The organism is Synechococcus sp. W55.1, assembly GCF_047461655.1.
Lineage (GTDB): Bacteria > Cyanobacteriota > Cyanobacteriia > Thermostichales > Thermostichaceae > Thermostichus.
The window spans coordinates 68878-83866 of record NZ_JANSHN010000014.1 but is presented as its reverse complement, the minus strand read 5'-3'; the positions used below and the strand labels follow the sequence as shown (position 1 = coordinate 83866).

General features: G+C 59.0%; 15 protein-coding genes, 1 tRNA gene and 1 pseudogene. 11 read left to right on the top strand and 6 right to left on the bottom strand.

The window, feature by feature from the left end; genetic code table 11:
* From NW816_RS08795 to NW816_RS08775, 5 genes are all read left to right on the top strand, one after another.
* Positions 1-603, top strand: a 603-nt coding sequence (locus tag NW816_RS08795) for an RNA-guided endonuclease InsQ/TnpB family protein (protein WP_414408897.1), incomplete at its 5' end; no start/stop codon positions are given.
* A 54-nt stretch (positions 604-657) separates the two neighbouring features.
* On the top strand, positions 658-1998 hold the full coding sequence (locus tag NW816_RS08790; protein WP_414408896.1) for a TldD/PmbA family protein: 1341 nt from the start codon (positions 658-660) through the stop codon (positions 1996-1998).
* A 15-nt stretch (positions 1999-2013) separates the two neighbouring features.
* Positions 2014-2811 (top strand): MBL fold metallo-hydrolase, encoded by a 798-nt coding sequence (locus NW816_RS08785; protein WP_414408895.1) that lies wholly within the window; start codon positions 2014-2016, stop codon positions 2809-2811.
* Positions 2808-3230, top strand: a complete 423-nt coding sequence (locus NW816_RS08780; RefSeq protein ID WP_414408894.1) for a DUF2358 domain-containing protein — start codon at positions 2808-2810, stop codon at positions 3228-3230. Before NW816_RS08785 ends, NW816_RS08780 begins: the two co-directional genes overlap by 4 nt.
* Before the next feature lie 74 nt (positions 3231-3304).
* A tRNA-Ser gene (locus tag NW816_RS08775) sits at positions 3305-3389 on the top strand.
* Positions 3390-3649: 260 nt separating this feature from the next.
* Here NW816_RS08775 and NW816_RS08770 read toward each other — a convergent pair.
* Both NW816_RS08770 and NW816_RS08765 read right to left on the bottom strand, forming a co-directional pair.
* Positions 3650-4009, bottom strand: a complete 360-nt coding sequence (locus NW816_RS08770) for a hypothetical protein (RefSeq protein ID WP_414331067.1) — start codon at positions 4007-4009, stop codon at positions 3650-3652.
* 40 nt (positions 4010-4049) lie between these two features.
* The gene (locus NW816_RS08765; protein WP_414408893.1) at positions 4050-6458 is read right to left on the bottom strand and encodes a DEAD/DEAH box helicase; all 2409 of its coding nucleotides are present in this window, start codon (positions 6456-6458) and stop codon (positions 4050-4052) included.
* 293 nt (positions 6459-6751) lie between these two features.
* On the opposite strand from NW816_RS08765, the gene NW816_RS08760 reads away from it, so the two are divergent.
* The 6 genes and pseudogenes from NW816_RS08760 to NW816_RS08735 all read left to right on the top strand — a co-directional run bounded on the left by NW816_RS08760 (position 6752) and on the right by NW816_RS08735 (position 10866).
* Positions 6752-7408, top strand: a complete 657-nt coding sequence (locus NW816_RS08760; RefSeq protein ID WP_414358122.1) for a chromophore lyase CpcT/CpeT — start codon at positions 6752-6754, stop codon at positions 7406-7408.
* Complete coding sequence (locus NW816_RS08755) at positions 7383-7523, top strand: hypothetical protein (protein ID WP_414408892.1); 141 nt, start codon at positions 7383-7385, stop codon at positions 7521-7523. The genes NW816_RS08760 and NW816_RS08755 overlap by 26 nt, the downstream gene beginning before the upstream one ends.
* A 39-nt stretch (positions 7524-7562) precedes the next feature.
* A pseudogene (locus tag NW816_RS08750) lies at positions 7563-8405 on the top strand (YihY/virulence factor BrkB family protein).
* A 24-nt stretch (positions 8406-8429) separates the two neighbouring features.
* Positions 8430-9527: an L-threonylcarbamoyladenylate synthase gene (locus NW816_RS08745; protein WP_414408891.1), complete on the top strand. Its 1098-nt coding sequence runs from the start codon at positions 8430-8432 to the stop codon at positions 9525-9527.
* Positions 9497-10027, top strand: coding sequence for a 5-(carboxyamino)imidazole ribonucleotide mutase (gene purE, locus NW816_RS08740; protein ID WP_414358129.1), 531 nt, complete (start codon positions 9497-9499; stop codon positions 10025-10027). Before NW816_RS08745 ends, purE begins: the two co-directional genes overlap by 31 nt.
* A gap of 80 nt (positions 10028-10107) precedes the next feature.
* Positions 10108-10866: a hypothetical protein gene (locus tag NW816_RS08735; RefSeq protein WP_414375404.1), complete on the top strand. Its 759-nt coding sequence runs from the start codon at positions 10108-10110 to the stop codon at positions 10864-10866.
* Between the two features lie 59 nt (positions 10867-10925).
* Here NW816_RS08735 and pheA read toward each other — a convergent pair whose 3' ends face one another.
* The 4 genes from pheA to sppA form a co-directional block, all read right to left on the bottom strand.
* Positions 10926-11912, bottom strand: a complete 987-nt coding sequence (pheA, locus tag NW816_RS08730) for a prephenate dehydratase (RefSeq protein WP_414408890.1) — start codon at positions 11910-11912, stop codon at positions 10926-10928.
* Positions 11913-11925: 13 nt separating this feature from the next.
* Positions 11926-12294 carry a late competence development ComFB family protein gene (locus NW816_RS08725; RefSeq protein ID WP_414358139.1) on the bottom strand — a complete coding sequence of 123 codons (369 nt, stop codon included), beginning with the start codon at positions 12292-12294 and terminating at the stop codon, positions 11926-11928.
* A gap of 184 nt (positions 12295-12478) precedes the next feature.
* Positions 12479-13741: an alanine racemase gene (gene alr, locus NW816_RS08720; RefSeq protein ID WP_414408889.1), complete on the bottom strand. Its 1263-nt coding sequence runs from the start codon at positions 13739-13741 to the stop codon at positions 12479-12481.
* A gap of 44 nt (positions 13742-13785) precedes the next feature.
* Positions 13786-14823, bottom strand: a complete 1038-nt coding sequence (gene sppA, locus NW816_RS08715; RefSeq protein ID WP_414408888.1) for a signal peptide peptidase SppA — start codon at positions 14821-14823, stop codon at positions 13786-13788.
* Positions 14824-14989: the final 166 nt, after the last annotated feature.

The window sequence follows — 14989 nt, the reverse complement described above, 5'->3', positions numbered from 1 at the left end:
GTACTCCAACGCAAAGCCAGTAAGGGCACACGCAGTTCGCGGCGCAGATGCAGAGAACTGTTGCAACGGCTGTCTGGTAAGGAGAGACGCTTTCAGTCGCGTCAGCGTTGCGTAGCAAAAACGTGGGTCAATCATCGCATCTCTAAAGCTATTGTTTCTAGGGCAAAGGCCACAAATAGCGCTATTGCTTTAGAGGACTTGACAGGGATACGGGAGCGTATCAACCAACAACCCCGCAGCAAAGCCGAGCGGCGCAGGGCCAACAGTTGGGCGTTCTACCAACTGAGGCAGTTTCTGGAATACAAGGCGAGAGTTGCAGGGGTTTCTCTGATCCTTGTTCCGCCTGCTTATACCTCGCAGACCTGTCACAAGTGTTTGCACATCCATCCCGACCCTGCGCAATCCTATCGCAGTGGGAAGCAGTTTAAGTGTGGGCACTGTGGATGGGAAGGGGATGCGGACTGGAATGGGGCCAACATGATTGCCAAACTTGGGGCTGCTGTAAACCAGCCTAGAGGTCCGTGGTTGGCTTGCCAACTACAGGGCTACCGAAAGCCTGCACTCTTTCGCTTTAGCGGTGCGGAGCGCTCTGCGTCAGCATGAGTGCGGGTAGTTTACTAGAGGCGCTGGATGGCAACAGGAACTTGGGGAGTGGCAATGGTGCAAGTCGAGGTGTTGGCAGAACAGACACAAAGCTGTGCCCGGCGGCTGGGGATCCCTCAGTTTGATCTCTACGGGGCTCAAGTGGATGAAACCAGCGTGCAGGTAGATCATGGGGAACCTCGCCAGGTCAAGGCTTCCCACCGCTGCAGCGTGACGGTGCGGGCCTGGAACGACCAAGGGCAGGTGGGAGTAACTTCCACCACCGATGTGGATGAGGCGGGGCTGGAACTGGCCCTGCAAACGGCCTTTGAAGCCAGCCATTTTGGCGTGCGGGAACATGCCCCTCAATTCAGCCCAGAAGCCACTCTGCCTATTGCTCAGCCTTGTAACGACAAAGGGCCGTTGGCTTTGGCTGGCGACTTGTTGGAACAGTTGGTGGCTGCTGAAAAGGCACTGCTGGGATCCCATCCCGCCATTCAGGGGGTGCCCTATAACGGCCTAGCGCAGCGGCAGATCAACCGCTTCTACCTCAACAGCCACCAAGCCCTGCGACAAGAGGAGCATACCCTTGCTTCGGTTTTTCTCTACAGCAAGGCAGAGCAAGAGGGCCGCAAACCCCGCAGTGCCGGAGCCATGCGAGTGGCCCGCAGCCTGGATGAGTTGGATATCCAGGGTTGTGTGCAGGAAGCTGCTGAGAAATTGATGAGCCATCTGGAGTACGAGCGGATCCCCTCTGGAAAATACACAGTGGTCTTTTCCGGAGAAGCCTTTTTGAGTTTGTTGAGCGCCTTCTCCAATGTGTTCAATGCTCAAAACATTTTGGACAACCAAAGCCTGTCCACCCCAGAATCCCTGGGCAAGACCATTGCCTCGCCTCTCCTATCGGTGTGTGATGATGCTCTACACCCGACCAATGTGGGAGCGATCAGCTTTGATGGCGAAGGCACCCCCACTCGCCGCGTCCCCCTCATCACCAATGGAGTCTTGACCCACTTTTTGCACAGCGCCGGTACAGCCAAGCGCCTAGGAGCCCAGCCCACAGGCCACGCCAATATCGGTGCTAAGGTCACGGTTGCTGCCCACTACTACCATGTGTTTGCCGGGGCACCGCCGGAGAGCACCTATGACTTGGCTACGGCTGAAAATGTGGTTTGGATTGATGAGCTGCAAGCTCTCCATGCCGGCGTTAAGCCTCTCCAGGGATCCTTCTCCCTGCCGTTTCAGGGGTGGTGGGTACGCCAAGGAGAACGCATCAGCATCGAAGCGGCCACGGTGGCCGGAGACTTCCTGGAGCTGTTGAAGTCGATTTTCTACGTCGAACCCGAGCCGCAAGTCACACCCGGTGGGCTGTGTCCCCGCATTTGGGTTGCCGATCTCTCCATTACCGGCCAATAACCTTACTTTCAACTCATGAAACTGACCCGCATCGACCTCAACAGTTGGCTCATCCACACCCGGGAGCAAACCTTCCTATTGGATCCGTGGCTGGTGGATCCCCTGGTGTTTCTGGGGATCCCCTGGTTCATCCGCCTGGAGCACCGCCAGCCGCTCCCTTTTACGCCGGAGACCTTGCCCAAAATCGACGGGATCCTCCTCAGCCAAGCCCAGCCGGATCACTGCCACCCACCAACGTTGCAGCGCCTGGATAAGCGGATCCCCGTTTTGGCTTCGCCGGCTGCGGCCAGAGTAGTGAAGAGTCTAGGATTTGCAACGGTTCAGGCTCTGGATCCCTGGCAGTCTGTTCGCTGGGGGGATCTGCGGGTCACAGCCATTCCCGGTGCGCCCCTAGGGCCTGTCCGTGAGCTGGGCTATCTGCTGGAAGAGGTGCCCTCTCAGACACGGCTTTACTACGAGCCTCATCTGTCCCAGCCGGATGTCCGCCCGCGGCTGCAGCAGGAGTTTGGCTCCATCCATACCCTACTGATTCCGGTGGTGGGGCAAATTTTCCCCCTCTTGGGAGAGGTGATCATGGGGCCGGAGCGGTCTCTAGAGGTGGTGGCAGCCCTGTGCCCCCAGCAGGTGATCCCAACCGCGATGGGAGAGGTGGACTACCACGGCTGGTTTGCCGCCCAGATCCGCCCCTTGGGCAGCCTGCAGGAGTTTCGAGAAAAGCTGGCAGCCTTGAATGCCGCCACGTCCCAATCCATCCAGTTGTGTTGCCCCGCCCCTGGGGAAACGGTGTCTCTTTCTGTCGTGGCCAAGCTATGAGCCTTTCTTCCCCAGCCCCGCCTGATCTGGTGACCATCTTGCGGGCAGATTATGCTCGCTTTCCCAAAAATCAAACTTATTCGATTTACGATCCCCAGGTTTACTTCCGGGATCCCCTCAACGAGTTTCGCGGCTTGGATCGCTATCGCCGCATGATCGAGGGGATAGGGCGTTGGATAGAGGATATCCGTCTCGAGCTGCAGGATATTCGACAAACCGGCAGCCAGATCCGCGCCGAGTGGATCCTAAGCGGTTCTTTGGCTTTGCCTTGGCGTCCCCGCCTGTGCATCCCCGGCTGGACAGAGATGCAGATCAATGAGACGGGGTTGATCGGATCCCATGTTGATTACTGGCGGTGCTCTCGCCGGCAAGTGTTGCTGCAAATGTTTCGGCCTGGGGATCCCAAAGGATCCCGTTGATAGCTTCCATCCTTTGCTAGGATCACAAAGCTGACTTTTTAGCCCTCCTGGAAAGTCGCCCCTATTCTCAATCTGGAGAGATGGCCGAGTGGTCGAAGGCGCAGCACTGGAAATGCTGTGTGGGGCAACTCACCGTGGGTTCGAATCCCACTCTCTCCGTAATCCGATAACGTCCACTGAAGTCCAGAAAGCTCTTACCCAGCAAGGCTTCTGGGCTTTTTAGTGTCCACGATAGACCGGGGAAACCCACTGTAATCCAGGCTAAAGTGGGACACAATAGGGGATATAACAGACGGGGTGGGACATGGCCCTATCAGAGATGGCCATTCGGAATGCCAAACTCAAGGACAAGCCGTACCAGTTGCCGAATAGAGAAGCAAGGCCATCCTGCCTGCCGAAGTTTTTGCCGAACCAGCTGACTATAGACTAACGGCCAACCGTAGGACGATGCCGACAAGAGCTACGGTGGCAGCTCCAATCAAGGCAAAAGCCAGGTTAACCACTTGGGCGCTAGCCTTTTGATAGGTGTCAATTCGTTCTAGGATCACCCGGTTTTCTATCCCCTGCTCGGCCCAACGTCTCTCCTGCTCAGCCCAACGTCTTTCCTGCTCGGCCCAGCGCTTTGCTTGATCGGCTGCCAGGGCTTCTAGCCGCTCGTTGGTTCTGGAGACATCCTGCCGGAGTCCTTCCACATCCTGTCGGATCTCTTCCACATCTTGCCGGATCTCTTCAATAACACTCAACACATCCCTGAGGGTGGGTTCACCGGCGGGCATCATAGAGCTGCAACCTCACTGAACAGCAAACGGTCTGAGCTCGCTAGATCAACTCGCTCACCGGGAAGCGATCCAGCATTTTTTGGGCTTGACGGGCATTTTCCCGTAACTCTGCCGGCAGATGGGGTACATAAGGGATCTGAGAAAGCAAATCCAGCGTGCGGCGGATCAGGCGCACCAAGTCTCCGGCATCTAGGTTGGTGCTGGCTTCTAGGGTTTCCCAAGGGATCCCTTGCGCCCAATGTTCGACGATCCCAGCCAAGCTGGGCTCAAACCCGATCGGCACATGAAACACCTGGTGTTGCCGTTGGCTGCGGAACAGCTGCCGCCGTAAACCCCGCAATCCGTGCAGCACATCCTCCACCAGCCCCGAGGTGCGCAGCCGGCTGTAGGTACCTGAACGGGGAGCCTCTGAGACCAAGGCAGCCACAACTCCGGCCAAATGATGAGGAGCACAGCCCTGACACTCACCCGAGAGCAGAGCCAGCGCCAGCCAGAGCTCGTTATCCCCCCGCAGCGCAGCCACCACCTCTCCGCTATCGGTAGGTTGATACTCTTGCAGACAGTTGAAATCCTGCAACACCCCCACCAAGGCCATAAATTGCTGCCAGCGCAACTCCTGCACGGAATCGCTTTGCCGCTCCAGGTGCTCGAGGCGCTTGAGCAAGCGCTGGCGTTTTTCTCGCAAACCCAGCAATTTTTTCCCCACTTGGTGAGCGGGATTCTCTCGGATTTGAGCTTCTAGGGCACGGATTTTTTCCTCTTGGGCATGAATGTGGGGAAAGGCCAACAGCCGCAAGGTGGGATCCGGCTCGGCTTCCCGTTGTTTGAGCAAGTAGCGCAAAATGCGCCGTTCTTCCCGCCGTTGCGCCTGCATTTTCTCATAGCGGGCAATGTCTTCGTCGGAAACGTTTGCCAGGATGCGATCGATCTCTTGTAGCTCGGCCCGCGTGTGTTGGATTTCCTGTTGTGCGGGCAACTTTTGCAACGAGAGCAAATATTGTCCAAAGCTGCGGTTGATCAGATCCCGTGCTGCTTCCAAAGAGTGCTTTTGCAGCAGGTTCAGCACCATGCCATAGGTGGGGGTAAACTGGCTCACCAAGGGATCCGCTCCAGAGGTGGCCAGCCGTGCAGCTTCTTGGGCCCCCTCAAACGGGGATTGCACCGTCACCACATGGCCGATGATGTCCTTGCCCCGCCGTCCGGCTCGGCCCGACATTTGCATAAACTCAGAAGCGGTCAAGAGGCGGTGGCCCGTGTCGGTGCGCTTGGAAAGGGAAGAGATCACCGTGGTTCGCGCAGGCATGTTGATCCCGGCGGCCAAAGTCTCGGTGGCGAAGACCAGCTTCACCAATCCCTGCTGAAACAGATGCTCCACCAGCCCCTTCCAGGCAGGCAACATACCGGCATGGTGAGCGGCAATGCCCCGGTAAAGGGCATCCAACTGATCTCGGCGGACAGCTTCGGGCGTTTCTCGACAAAAGCGGTCGATCTGCTCAGCCAACTGCTGCCGCTCTTCCTCGCTGGCTATCAGGTCCAGATCCCTTACACTGGCCACGGCCATGTCGCAGCCTTTGCGACTGAAGATGAAATAGATGGCCGGCAGCATGTCCCGCTGGCGCAAGTTTTCCAACACCTGCGCTATGTCCGGCACTCCTGCCCAGGAGGGCTCGTGGGAGTTGGGCCGTTTGCTTTTCAAGCGGCGGTTGCGAACCCACTGCCCCGACTCCGTTTGTTCCAGCAGCGGAAATAGCCCTTTGTGATTGGCAAAGTGAAATTGCAGCGGTACAGGTCGATGGTTGGAGTCGATCAGATGGGTGGGGCCATGCACCTGGTTCATCCAATCGGTGAGCTGGTCGCTGTTGGCCAAGGTGGCAGAAAGGGCAATGAGCTGGATCGTGGGGGGGCAGTAGATGATCGCTTCTTCCCAGACGGTGCCCCGCTGCTGGTCGTTCATGTAATGGCATTCGTCCAAGATCACCGCCTGCACATCCCGCAAGGGATCCACCTCGCCCTCTGAGAATTCTGTGCCGTCATCGCGTTCGCCGTAGGCATACCTTTGCACTGCCAAGGATATCGGTGTGCCGTAGAGCATGTTGCGGAAGATCTCGGTGGTCATCACCAAGACCGGTGCATCCCGGTTGATGGAAATGTCGCCGGTGAGCAGGCCAACCCGTTCCGGGCCAAATTGCTGGCCAAAATCCCGGAACTTTTGGTTGGAGAGGGCCTTTAGGGGCGTTGTATAGAAAACCCGCTTGCCCTGGGATAAGGCTCGATAGATCGCATATTCTCCAATCAGGGTCTTGCCGGATCCCGTGGGAGCACAAACCACCACCGATTCCCCAGCAGCCAGAACCTGAATGGCTCGGATCTGAAAGTCGTCCAGCTCAAAGGGGAAAAGCTGCCGCAACTCGTCCAGCAAATCGGTTGCCGGGGAGAGAAGCGCACTCATGGGATCCAAATCAACATTGGGAAACCTGGAAACCCGCCCAACTCACCGCTGTCTGTGCGTTGTACCTTCTAGGATACAAGCTTTCTTGGGGTGTCGACCGCTCCCCTGCAAAAAACGCCGGCTACTCCGCTTTGGATGGCCCACTGAGCCCGAGAACAGCAGCTTGGGTAATTTTGTAAAGTGGGTCATGGAGCGCGCCATCGCGACGGAGTCCTCGACAATTGGGCAAAGTCTGCAGGATCAGGAGTGCTCAAACAGAATCTTCTCAGTCTCTATTGAATCTATCTGAACCTATGTCTGTTTCCCCCCAACTGGCCCAACTGGCCACCTGGATGGCAGGGCACTTCAACAACCTGCAGCAGGCGCTCGCAGAGCCCGTCTGGTTTGCCAACATTCATGTGTACCAATGTCCCTTGCCTTGGTCGGTGTTCCAGGGGGTGGGGTTTTACGTGGAGCAACTGTACGACATTTATCCTGAGCAGCCCTACCGGCAGCGGGTGATCCACCTCTTCGATACTCCAGATGGGATCCGGATTCAAAACTATGCTTTGACGGCTCCTGACTCCTACAGGTGCGCCGGTCGAGAGTTGTTGCTATGCAACGCTTACGCGAAGGGGAAATTGGCCGGTCTGACAGCAGCGGAGCTGGAACTCTTGCCCGGCTGTATCACCCAGGTAGAATGGACGGGATCCTGCTATCGGGGCCGCAGCCTGCCCGGCAAAGGCTGTGTTGTTGAACGCAAAGGCAGAACCACCTATTTGTACAGCGAGTTTGAGATCGGAGCCGACTACTTTCACAGCTTGGATCAAGGTCGGGATCCGGAGACCGATCAAGTGATCTGGGGATCCCTATCCGGGCCTTTTCGGTTTGTCAAAAAACAGGATTTTTCCCAGTACCTACCCCGGTGGGCTGAAGTGCTGAACCATGAGGCTGCTGGAGCGACTGGTTGAGCGGCTGTGGGCGCTGGGGATCCCGTTCGCGTCGTCAGGACGGCGTTCCCGGCGAGAGTTGGTCTGGCTAACCCTGCGGTTGGCCTGGGAAAACGCGATGCGCTACCGGCTGTAAGGACTCCGTCCCGCTTACGCGATTGGCCTGGCCTCTGAAATGGCCTATAGCTCGATGTTGGCGCTGTTCCCCTTCATCCTCACGCTCCTGACCGGGGTTGGGCTGTTTGTCGGCTCCTCTGAGCAAGCCTTCGAGCGCTTGATGGAGCAGTTGAGCCAAATTGCTCCCCAAGAGGCCCTGACGCTTTTGGATCGGTATGTGCGCGAGCTCCGCTTCGGGCAAAAAAGTGCTCCGCACCGCTGACGCGAACGGGGGCTGTTGTCCCTCAGCTTTTTGGGCACCCTGTGGGCTGCTTCTGGAGCCATGGGGGCGGTGATGACAGCTTTGGATCTCAGCCATGAGATCCCTCAAGATAGGCGCCGTCCCTTCTGGAGACGCAAGCTGATCTCGCTGGTTTGGATGCTCGCCACCCTGGGGTTGACCGGACTGGCCAGCTTGATCTTTTTGTTCAGTGCCAGCTTTTTGCGCTTCTTGGCCATGAAAGCGAGATCCTTAGCCCAGGAGGTTGGCGGGCCGACTCAGTTGGATCCCCTGCGAGAGCTGGGGTTGAACTTGTGGGGGATCCTCACTTGGCCAATTTCCTTGGGGCTGGTCGTCTTCTCCTGCTGGGTGCTGTATCGATTTGGCCCCAGCCTGCGCCGACCCCAAATCCCGATTTGGCCGGGGGCCATCGTGGCCAGCCTACTGTGGGTTGGGGTGTCTTGGGGGCTGCGGATTTACGTGGAGCACTTTGGGCAGTTCAACCAAGTCTACGGGGCGGTGGGGGCAGTTATTGTGCTGCTGCTCTGGGTTTGGCTCACTTCCTTGGCGCTGCTGTTTGGGGATCAAATCAACATCGCCCTCTACCAGGCGCGAAAATGGATTGCAGAACGGGATCCCTAGCCCCACCCCAAATCCGAGTTATGGATGCAGACGGAAATTCTTTCGCCCACTCCTGAGCACATTGCCGTAGCGGCGGCGGCCTTGCTGCAGGGCCAGTTGGTGGCCATCCCCACGGAGACGGTTTACGGCCTGGCGGGCAATGGCTTGGATGAGCAGGCAGTGGCAAACATTTTTGCCGCCAAGGAGCGCCCCCGCTTCGATCCCCTGATCCTGCATCTGCCGGCTGGGGTGACCCTAGAGCAGCTGCAGGGGTGGCTGGTGGATGTGTCGGCTTTTACTCCCACCGCCCGTGCTCTGCTGGGATCCCTGATCGACACCTTCTGGCCGGGGCCCCTAACCTTGGTGCTGCCCAAGTGTCCCACCGTGCCGGATCTGGTGAGCAGCGGGTTGCCTACTGTTGCCCTGCGGGTGCCTGCTCACCCGGTGGCTCAAGCTTTGCTGCAGGCGGTGCAAACCCCTCTGGCTGCCCCCAGTGCCAATCGCTTTGGCCGCATCAGCCCCACCTCGGCCCAGGCCGTCTATGCAGAGCTGGGAGGGCGGATCCCCTACATCTTGGACGGGGGAGAGTGTGCCGTGGGCCTAGAATCCACCGTGCTGAAGCTCAGCCCCGAGGGGATCCCGACGCTGCTGCGCCCAGGAGGGATCCCGCTGGAAGCCCTAGAAGCTCACCTGAAACTGCCCATCCGGGCCTCTGAGGACGGCAAAACGGGCCCGCCGGAAGCGCCAGGACGGCTGAGCAGCCACTACGCTCCCAGTAAGCCCCTCTGGCTTTTGCCCACCCCTTTTGCCCAGCTTCAGCCCGGCGATTGGCAACAGGTGCGGCATCTGGCGACCGGTCATTCTCACCTAGGCATCCTCAGTTTTGCCGCGGATTCCCAGGCTCTGCTGAACACCCTCTCCTGCCATTGGCCGGGGATCACGTTCAGTTTGGAGTGTTTGGGTTCGGATCTCAAGGCAGCCGCCCGCGCCCTCTTTGCCAGCTTGCGCCGCCTGGATGAGGGAGATGCCACACTCCTGTTGGCAGAACCCCCGCCCATCTTGACGGGGTTGGGCTATGCGATGATGGATCGGCTACGCCGGGCCAGCAGCCTATGGAACCTTCCCCCCTCGTTGCCATCGTAATGGGCAGCGATTCCGATCTGCCCACCCTTGCACCCGCCGCCCAGGTGTGCGAAGCATTCGGGATCCCTTACCAGATGCAGATCCTCAGCGCCCACCGCACCCCCGAGGCCATGGTAGAGTTTGCCCGCCGCGCCCATACCCAAGGGATCCGCGTCATTATTGCCGGGGCAGGGGGAGCAGCCCATTTGCCGGGGATGGTGGCGTCCCTCACCCCTCTGCCGGTGATCGGGGTGCCGGTGCTCAGCCCATCCCTGCAGGGGATCGACTCCTTATACTCGATTGTGCAAATGCCCAAAGGGATCCCGGTGGCCACGGTGGCCATTGGCAACGGCTACAATGCGGGTCTGCTGGCGGTGCAGATCCTGGCCAGTGGAGATCCCGACCTGCTCCGGCGAGTGATCGCCTATCGGGAAAGCCTAAAACAGGCGGTGCAGGAGAAAAACGATCAGTTGCAAGCCCAAGGGTGGAAAGCCTATCTCGACTCCACCGGCAAAGCATAAGAGCATAATTTAGAGAACGTTGACCTATCTTGCCGCCTTGCAAAGGGCCAGATAGGGCCGAGTTTTGGGAGTTGCCATCGGTGAAACATCAATCGGGTCGCCCTTCTTCCGGCCAGGGATCCTGGTCAGAGTATCTGCAGCGGGTGGGGCGTGGGGCAGTGGAGACGGGATCCCAAGTTGCTCTGTGGATCCTAGCAGGGCCGCAATGGCGGGTTCTGGCCCTGTCGGGCTTGGCATTGGCGGGGCTGGCCTTCTGGAACGGGCGGCTGGCTCTTTCTTTGGGGGTGGGTACCTTGGTGATGTTGGGGCTACAGGGGATGCGCAGCCCTGAGTTCAACCGCCGCTGGCGGGAGTGGCGAGCTTGGTTTCGTCAGGCGGATCGCTCGCTTTTGCTGGCAATTGGTTCGGGAGCAGCCGCCACCTTCGGCACCTACACCCTTGTCTCCATCTGGGCGGAATCCAACCAGCGTTGGCTGGCCACCGGCGCCATTTTACAGGGATTGGCCACCCTAGCCTTGTTGTCGCTGCTGTTTGGGGAGTGGCTCAGCCGCCGACAAGAGCGGCAACGTTCTCAATTGGAGCGCGATCTCAGCGACGTTGCCTCTCCCGATCCCTTCAGACGGCTGGCGGGCGTTCGCCGCTTGCAGAGTTTAATGTCTCACTTGGATCCCGAGCAAACCCGGCTGGCGGTGGATTATCTGCGGTTGGCCCTCGACCAAGAAACGGTAGCCGTCGTGCGGGAAGCCCTGCTGGAAGCCCTACAGGGATGGGGGATCCTGCGCCGCCTCAACGATTTGACCGATCTCAAGCACCCCAGCAGGGATCCCTCTTCAAACTAATGTCACTCCCAACTTTCGGGCCTTAGAACCCAGATAATGCAACGGTTTGAAAGGCGTGTCTACGTTGGACGCGCTTTCCCCTCAGGGGACAGGGATCCTGCTGTTTGGGATAGAGCACCTTGTTTGCAGAGGTCATGCACAGGGTAGCTGCCAAAGAGCTTCAAGGTTTCGGCAATCGATTCCAGCGCCGCAATCACCTCGGCATCCAGATAGGGCTGGCCAACAGGATTCTCCAGATCGACAAAAAAGACATAAGTCCCTGCCGATTTTTTGGTGGGGCGCGACTCAATACGGGACATGTTTAAACCTCGCTCCGCAAACACTTGCAGAGGTTTCAGCAGTGCTCCCGGCACATTGTGGGGCAGGCTGAAGGCCAAGGAAGTATGGGATCCCCCCGGAGAAGCAGGATTGGCCAGGGCTCCATCCTGCTGACCCAAACGGGAAAGTGGCGCACGGCCAATGACCCAAAAGCGGGTGCAATTATCGGGGTGATCGTTGATCGGGCAGGCCAAGACCGGCAGTTGGTAGAGGGTGGCAGCTCGTTCTGAGGCGATGACGGCGGCGTTGGGCTGCTCCTGCAGGCGGTCCAATTCTTCGGTGGTCGAGCGGGTTGGGATCAAAGTGGCCTGGGGCAGATGGGATCTCAGCCAAGCCTGACATTGGGCCAACGCTTGCGGGTGGGAATAGACCTGCTCAATGTGCTCCAACTGGGAGGCACGTCCGATGAGGGCATGGCGAATGGGCAGGATCAGCGCCTGTCGGATCCCTAGCCCCTCCAGTTGCCACAGGGCATCCAAGGTCATCGAAACCCCGCCCTCTACGGAGTTTTCCACCGGCACCACCGCCCATTGTTGCTGGCCGACAGCTACCGCTTCTAAACAGGCGCTGATCGTTGGGTAGGGCACCAAGGGATGGGATCCCTGGCTGTGCAGGTGAGGCTGCTCAGGGCAGGCCAGCAAAGCTGCCAACTCTGTGTAGGTTCCAGCAGGGCCAAGAAAGGCCACCGGCGAAGGGGAAACGTTCGCGCCAGCGGAGCGCAGCTCCATCAGAGCCATTCCTTCAATTGTCGCTAGGGGCCAGTTCTAACTCTATCGTCTCGGCGTCGCGCAGCAGCAAAGGACATTCAGGCTCCGGGCAACGGGGATTGGCCGCCACCTTTTCCATGGCCTTCACCACCTCCAATCGGATCAGCCTCTGCAACTCCTGATCCGCTTGAATGGCTTCCAAAGTGTGGAGAGAGCCGTGAAAACTGGTGGCGTAGCGAGGTTTGAGGTTGTTCAAGGCCAGGGCGGCAGCATCGTTACAGAATTTCTCACAGAAGCAGTAGCGCTGCTGACTCTCCATCAGCAGGATGTCGTTGACCATCTCCAGAACAGCCCGTTCCATTTGATTTTCCAGGCCCTTCAGAGGCTTATGTTCCTCCGCCATCGCTACCTCCTGATGTGAATCGAACCCGCCGCCAAGCCCCTGTCTTTCAGGGAGCAGGAGTGCTCTCGATTACCTTCGATGCTGCTCTATTCTCTGTTGACAAGTCAAGCCAAATCCCCTGCTGCTGACGCGAACAGCCTCTGGCCCGCTCCTATCCGTGCTTGAGGCAATCCAATCTGTCGTGTCAGGCATCATCAAAACCCAGAGAATTAACCAACACTCTTGGCAGACGGGCAGAAAGCCCACACAGCAACTCATAGGGAATAGTACCCAACTGATCGGCCCAATCCTGCACGGATAAACCCACATTCACCAGATTCGGGCCCAGCAGTTCCACCACATCCCCCACCTGGATATCCGGCCTCTCGGTTACATCCCACATGCACTGATCCATCGTGATCGTGCCCACCTGTTGGATCAGGCCGCCGCGCACCCATCCTCGCAGCCAGCCGGAAAGCCGCCGTGGGATCCCATCCGCATAGCCGATGGCCAGAGTGGCAATGCGACTGGGGCGAGAGGTGATGTAGCGATGTCCATAGCTCACTCCGGTCTGGGCAGGCACAGTTTGGATGTGGGTCAGCCGCGCCTTGAGTCGCAGAATCGGCTGCAGACCCGGCAGTTGCAAGTGGGGGGCAGGCGACAAGCCATAGAGGGCCAGTCCCAGGCGCACACGGGAGTAGTGGAGATGGGCCAGAGCGGCGGCTGAGTTGTCCAGATGCAGCGCCGGCAAGGGATCCCCGGCTTGACGGATCTGTTCCACCACCTGGGCAAAGCGGGCGTGCTGCTGTTCCATGACCGGAGAATGGGGCTCGTCCGCCGTCGCCAGATGGGAAAACAAGCTACAGCCCTCCAGCTCCGGGATCCGACAAATCTGCCCCCACACGGCTGCTGCTTCCTTCCAGGGGATCCCCAAACGGGTCATACCCGTATCCACGTTGACATGCACCGGGATGGGTCGCCCGGCCCAACGGGCTACCTGACACATCAGCGGGATTTGCTCTGCACAGGTGAGGCTGACCTCCAACCGGGCTGCCATGGCCTGCTGTAGTTCTGCCCAGGTATTCAAAGCTCCCAACACCAGAACCGGAGCCTGCAGCCCCGTTTGCCGCAACTCGATCCCTTCGGCCAGGGTGGCCACACACAGCCCCTTGGCACCAGCCGCAACAGCCACGGGAGCCACCAACTGTGCTCCATGCCCGTAGGCATTGGCCTTCACCACCGCCCAGATCTCCGTATCCGGCGACAGGCGAGCCTGCAATAGCCGCAGATTTTCCCGCAACTGGGCCGCGTCAATTTCCACCCAAGCCCGACTGGTCAACAGCTCCAGGTCAATCGCGCAATCCAGCTCCGCCGAGGGATTTGCCCTCTGGGATCCATTCCCCTGCACCCCCGGAGCAGCCGCTCTCAAAGTGCCCTGCGCCGCCGGCGCGACCGGTTCTCGATTCACCGTTCACCCCCCACACCCAAAACCCGTCCTGATTAGATTTAGGTTTAGCGCAAAGTCCACTCGGGCGCCATCCACAGCAACGGCACGTCTGGGATCCCAACAGCCTCGTTGCTCTCCAACAGCCGGCCCAGCCAAGCGGCTTGTCTTTGCGAGGACAATCCCTGGCTTAACAGTCGTCGCAGGACTCGTTGGAAACTCTCTCCCTCACCCGCCGGTGACAAAGAGGGATCCCCGGTCATGCGCCGCAGATCCTCCACCGCCTCCGTGTACCCCCCCAAAGCATCCACCAAGCCCACCTCCACAGCCTGTGCCCCGGTGAAGATGCGCCCATCGGCCAACTGTCGCACCCGGGCTTCATCCAAGCTCTGCCGCCGCGCGATCATCTCCGCCTCCAGCACCTCATCTGCCTTTTCTGGCAAGTGCTGGCGTCCTTGGGCCACATCGCGAATGAACTGCTCGAGGGTATCCTCCACCAAGTTTTGCAGAAGGCGCTGCTCTTGAGGAGTGGCACTGCGGAAAGGAGAGAGAAGGTCTTTGTACTCGCCGGTTTTGAAGGTCTGCGGCTCTATGCCGTAGTTCTCCAGCAACTTACCAAAGCTGAGGCCGCTGATGATAACCCCTATGCTGCCGGTCAGGGTGCCAGGGTTGGCATAGATTTTGTCGGCAGCGCTGGCCACGTAGTACCCCCCACTGGCAGCAATGTTTTCTAGGATAGCGATCACCGGCTTGTCCGCCTCGTGCAGAGCAGTTACAGCACGGTAGAGTTCCTGGCTGGATCCCACAGCTCCGCCGGGACTGTTGATGCGCAGCAATACAGCCTTGACAGAGGGATCCCGTGCTGCCTCCCGCAACTGATCCAAAGGGGAAGTGGGCAAACTCACCAAAGCCGAGCCACGTGGGCTGCCTATCGCTCCTTCCAGGGTGACCACCTCGATGCGATCCGCCCCCCGTGCGGCCTCTAGACCGACCCCGCCTCGGGTAGACTCTGGGGCAGGGCGCGTGCCCCCGACAATGGCCGCGATAAGGCAGACGACCAGCAAAGAAGCTGCCAAAGTGCGGTTAAGCAGAGTTTCTTGTGTCACAGGCCCCTCAATTGCCACTGACTCCGTTCTACCACCCTGCGGGCTTCTCGCAACGTCTGACACCAAAAGGCTGAGAACCAAGCAAACTCCTCATCTCGGTTGAGCCATCCAAGCTATTGACAAGGATCCTCCACTTATTTACGATCAGGTTCCAGCGTTTTTTACC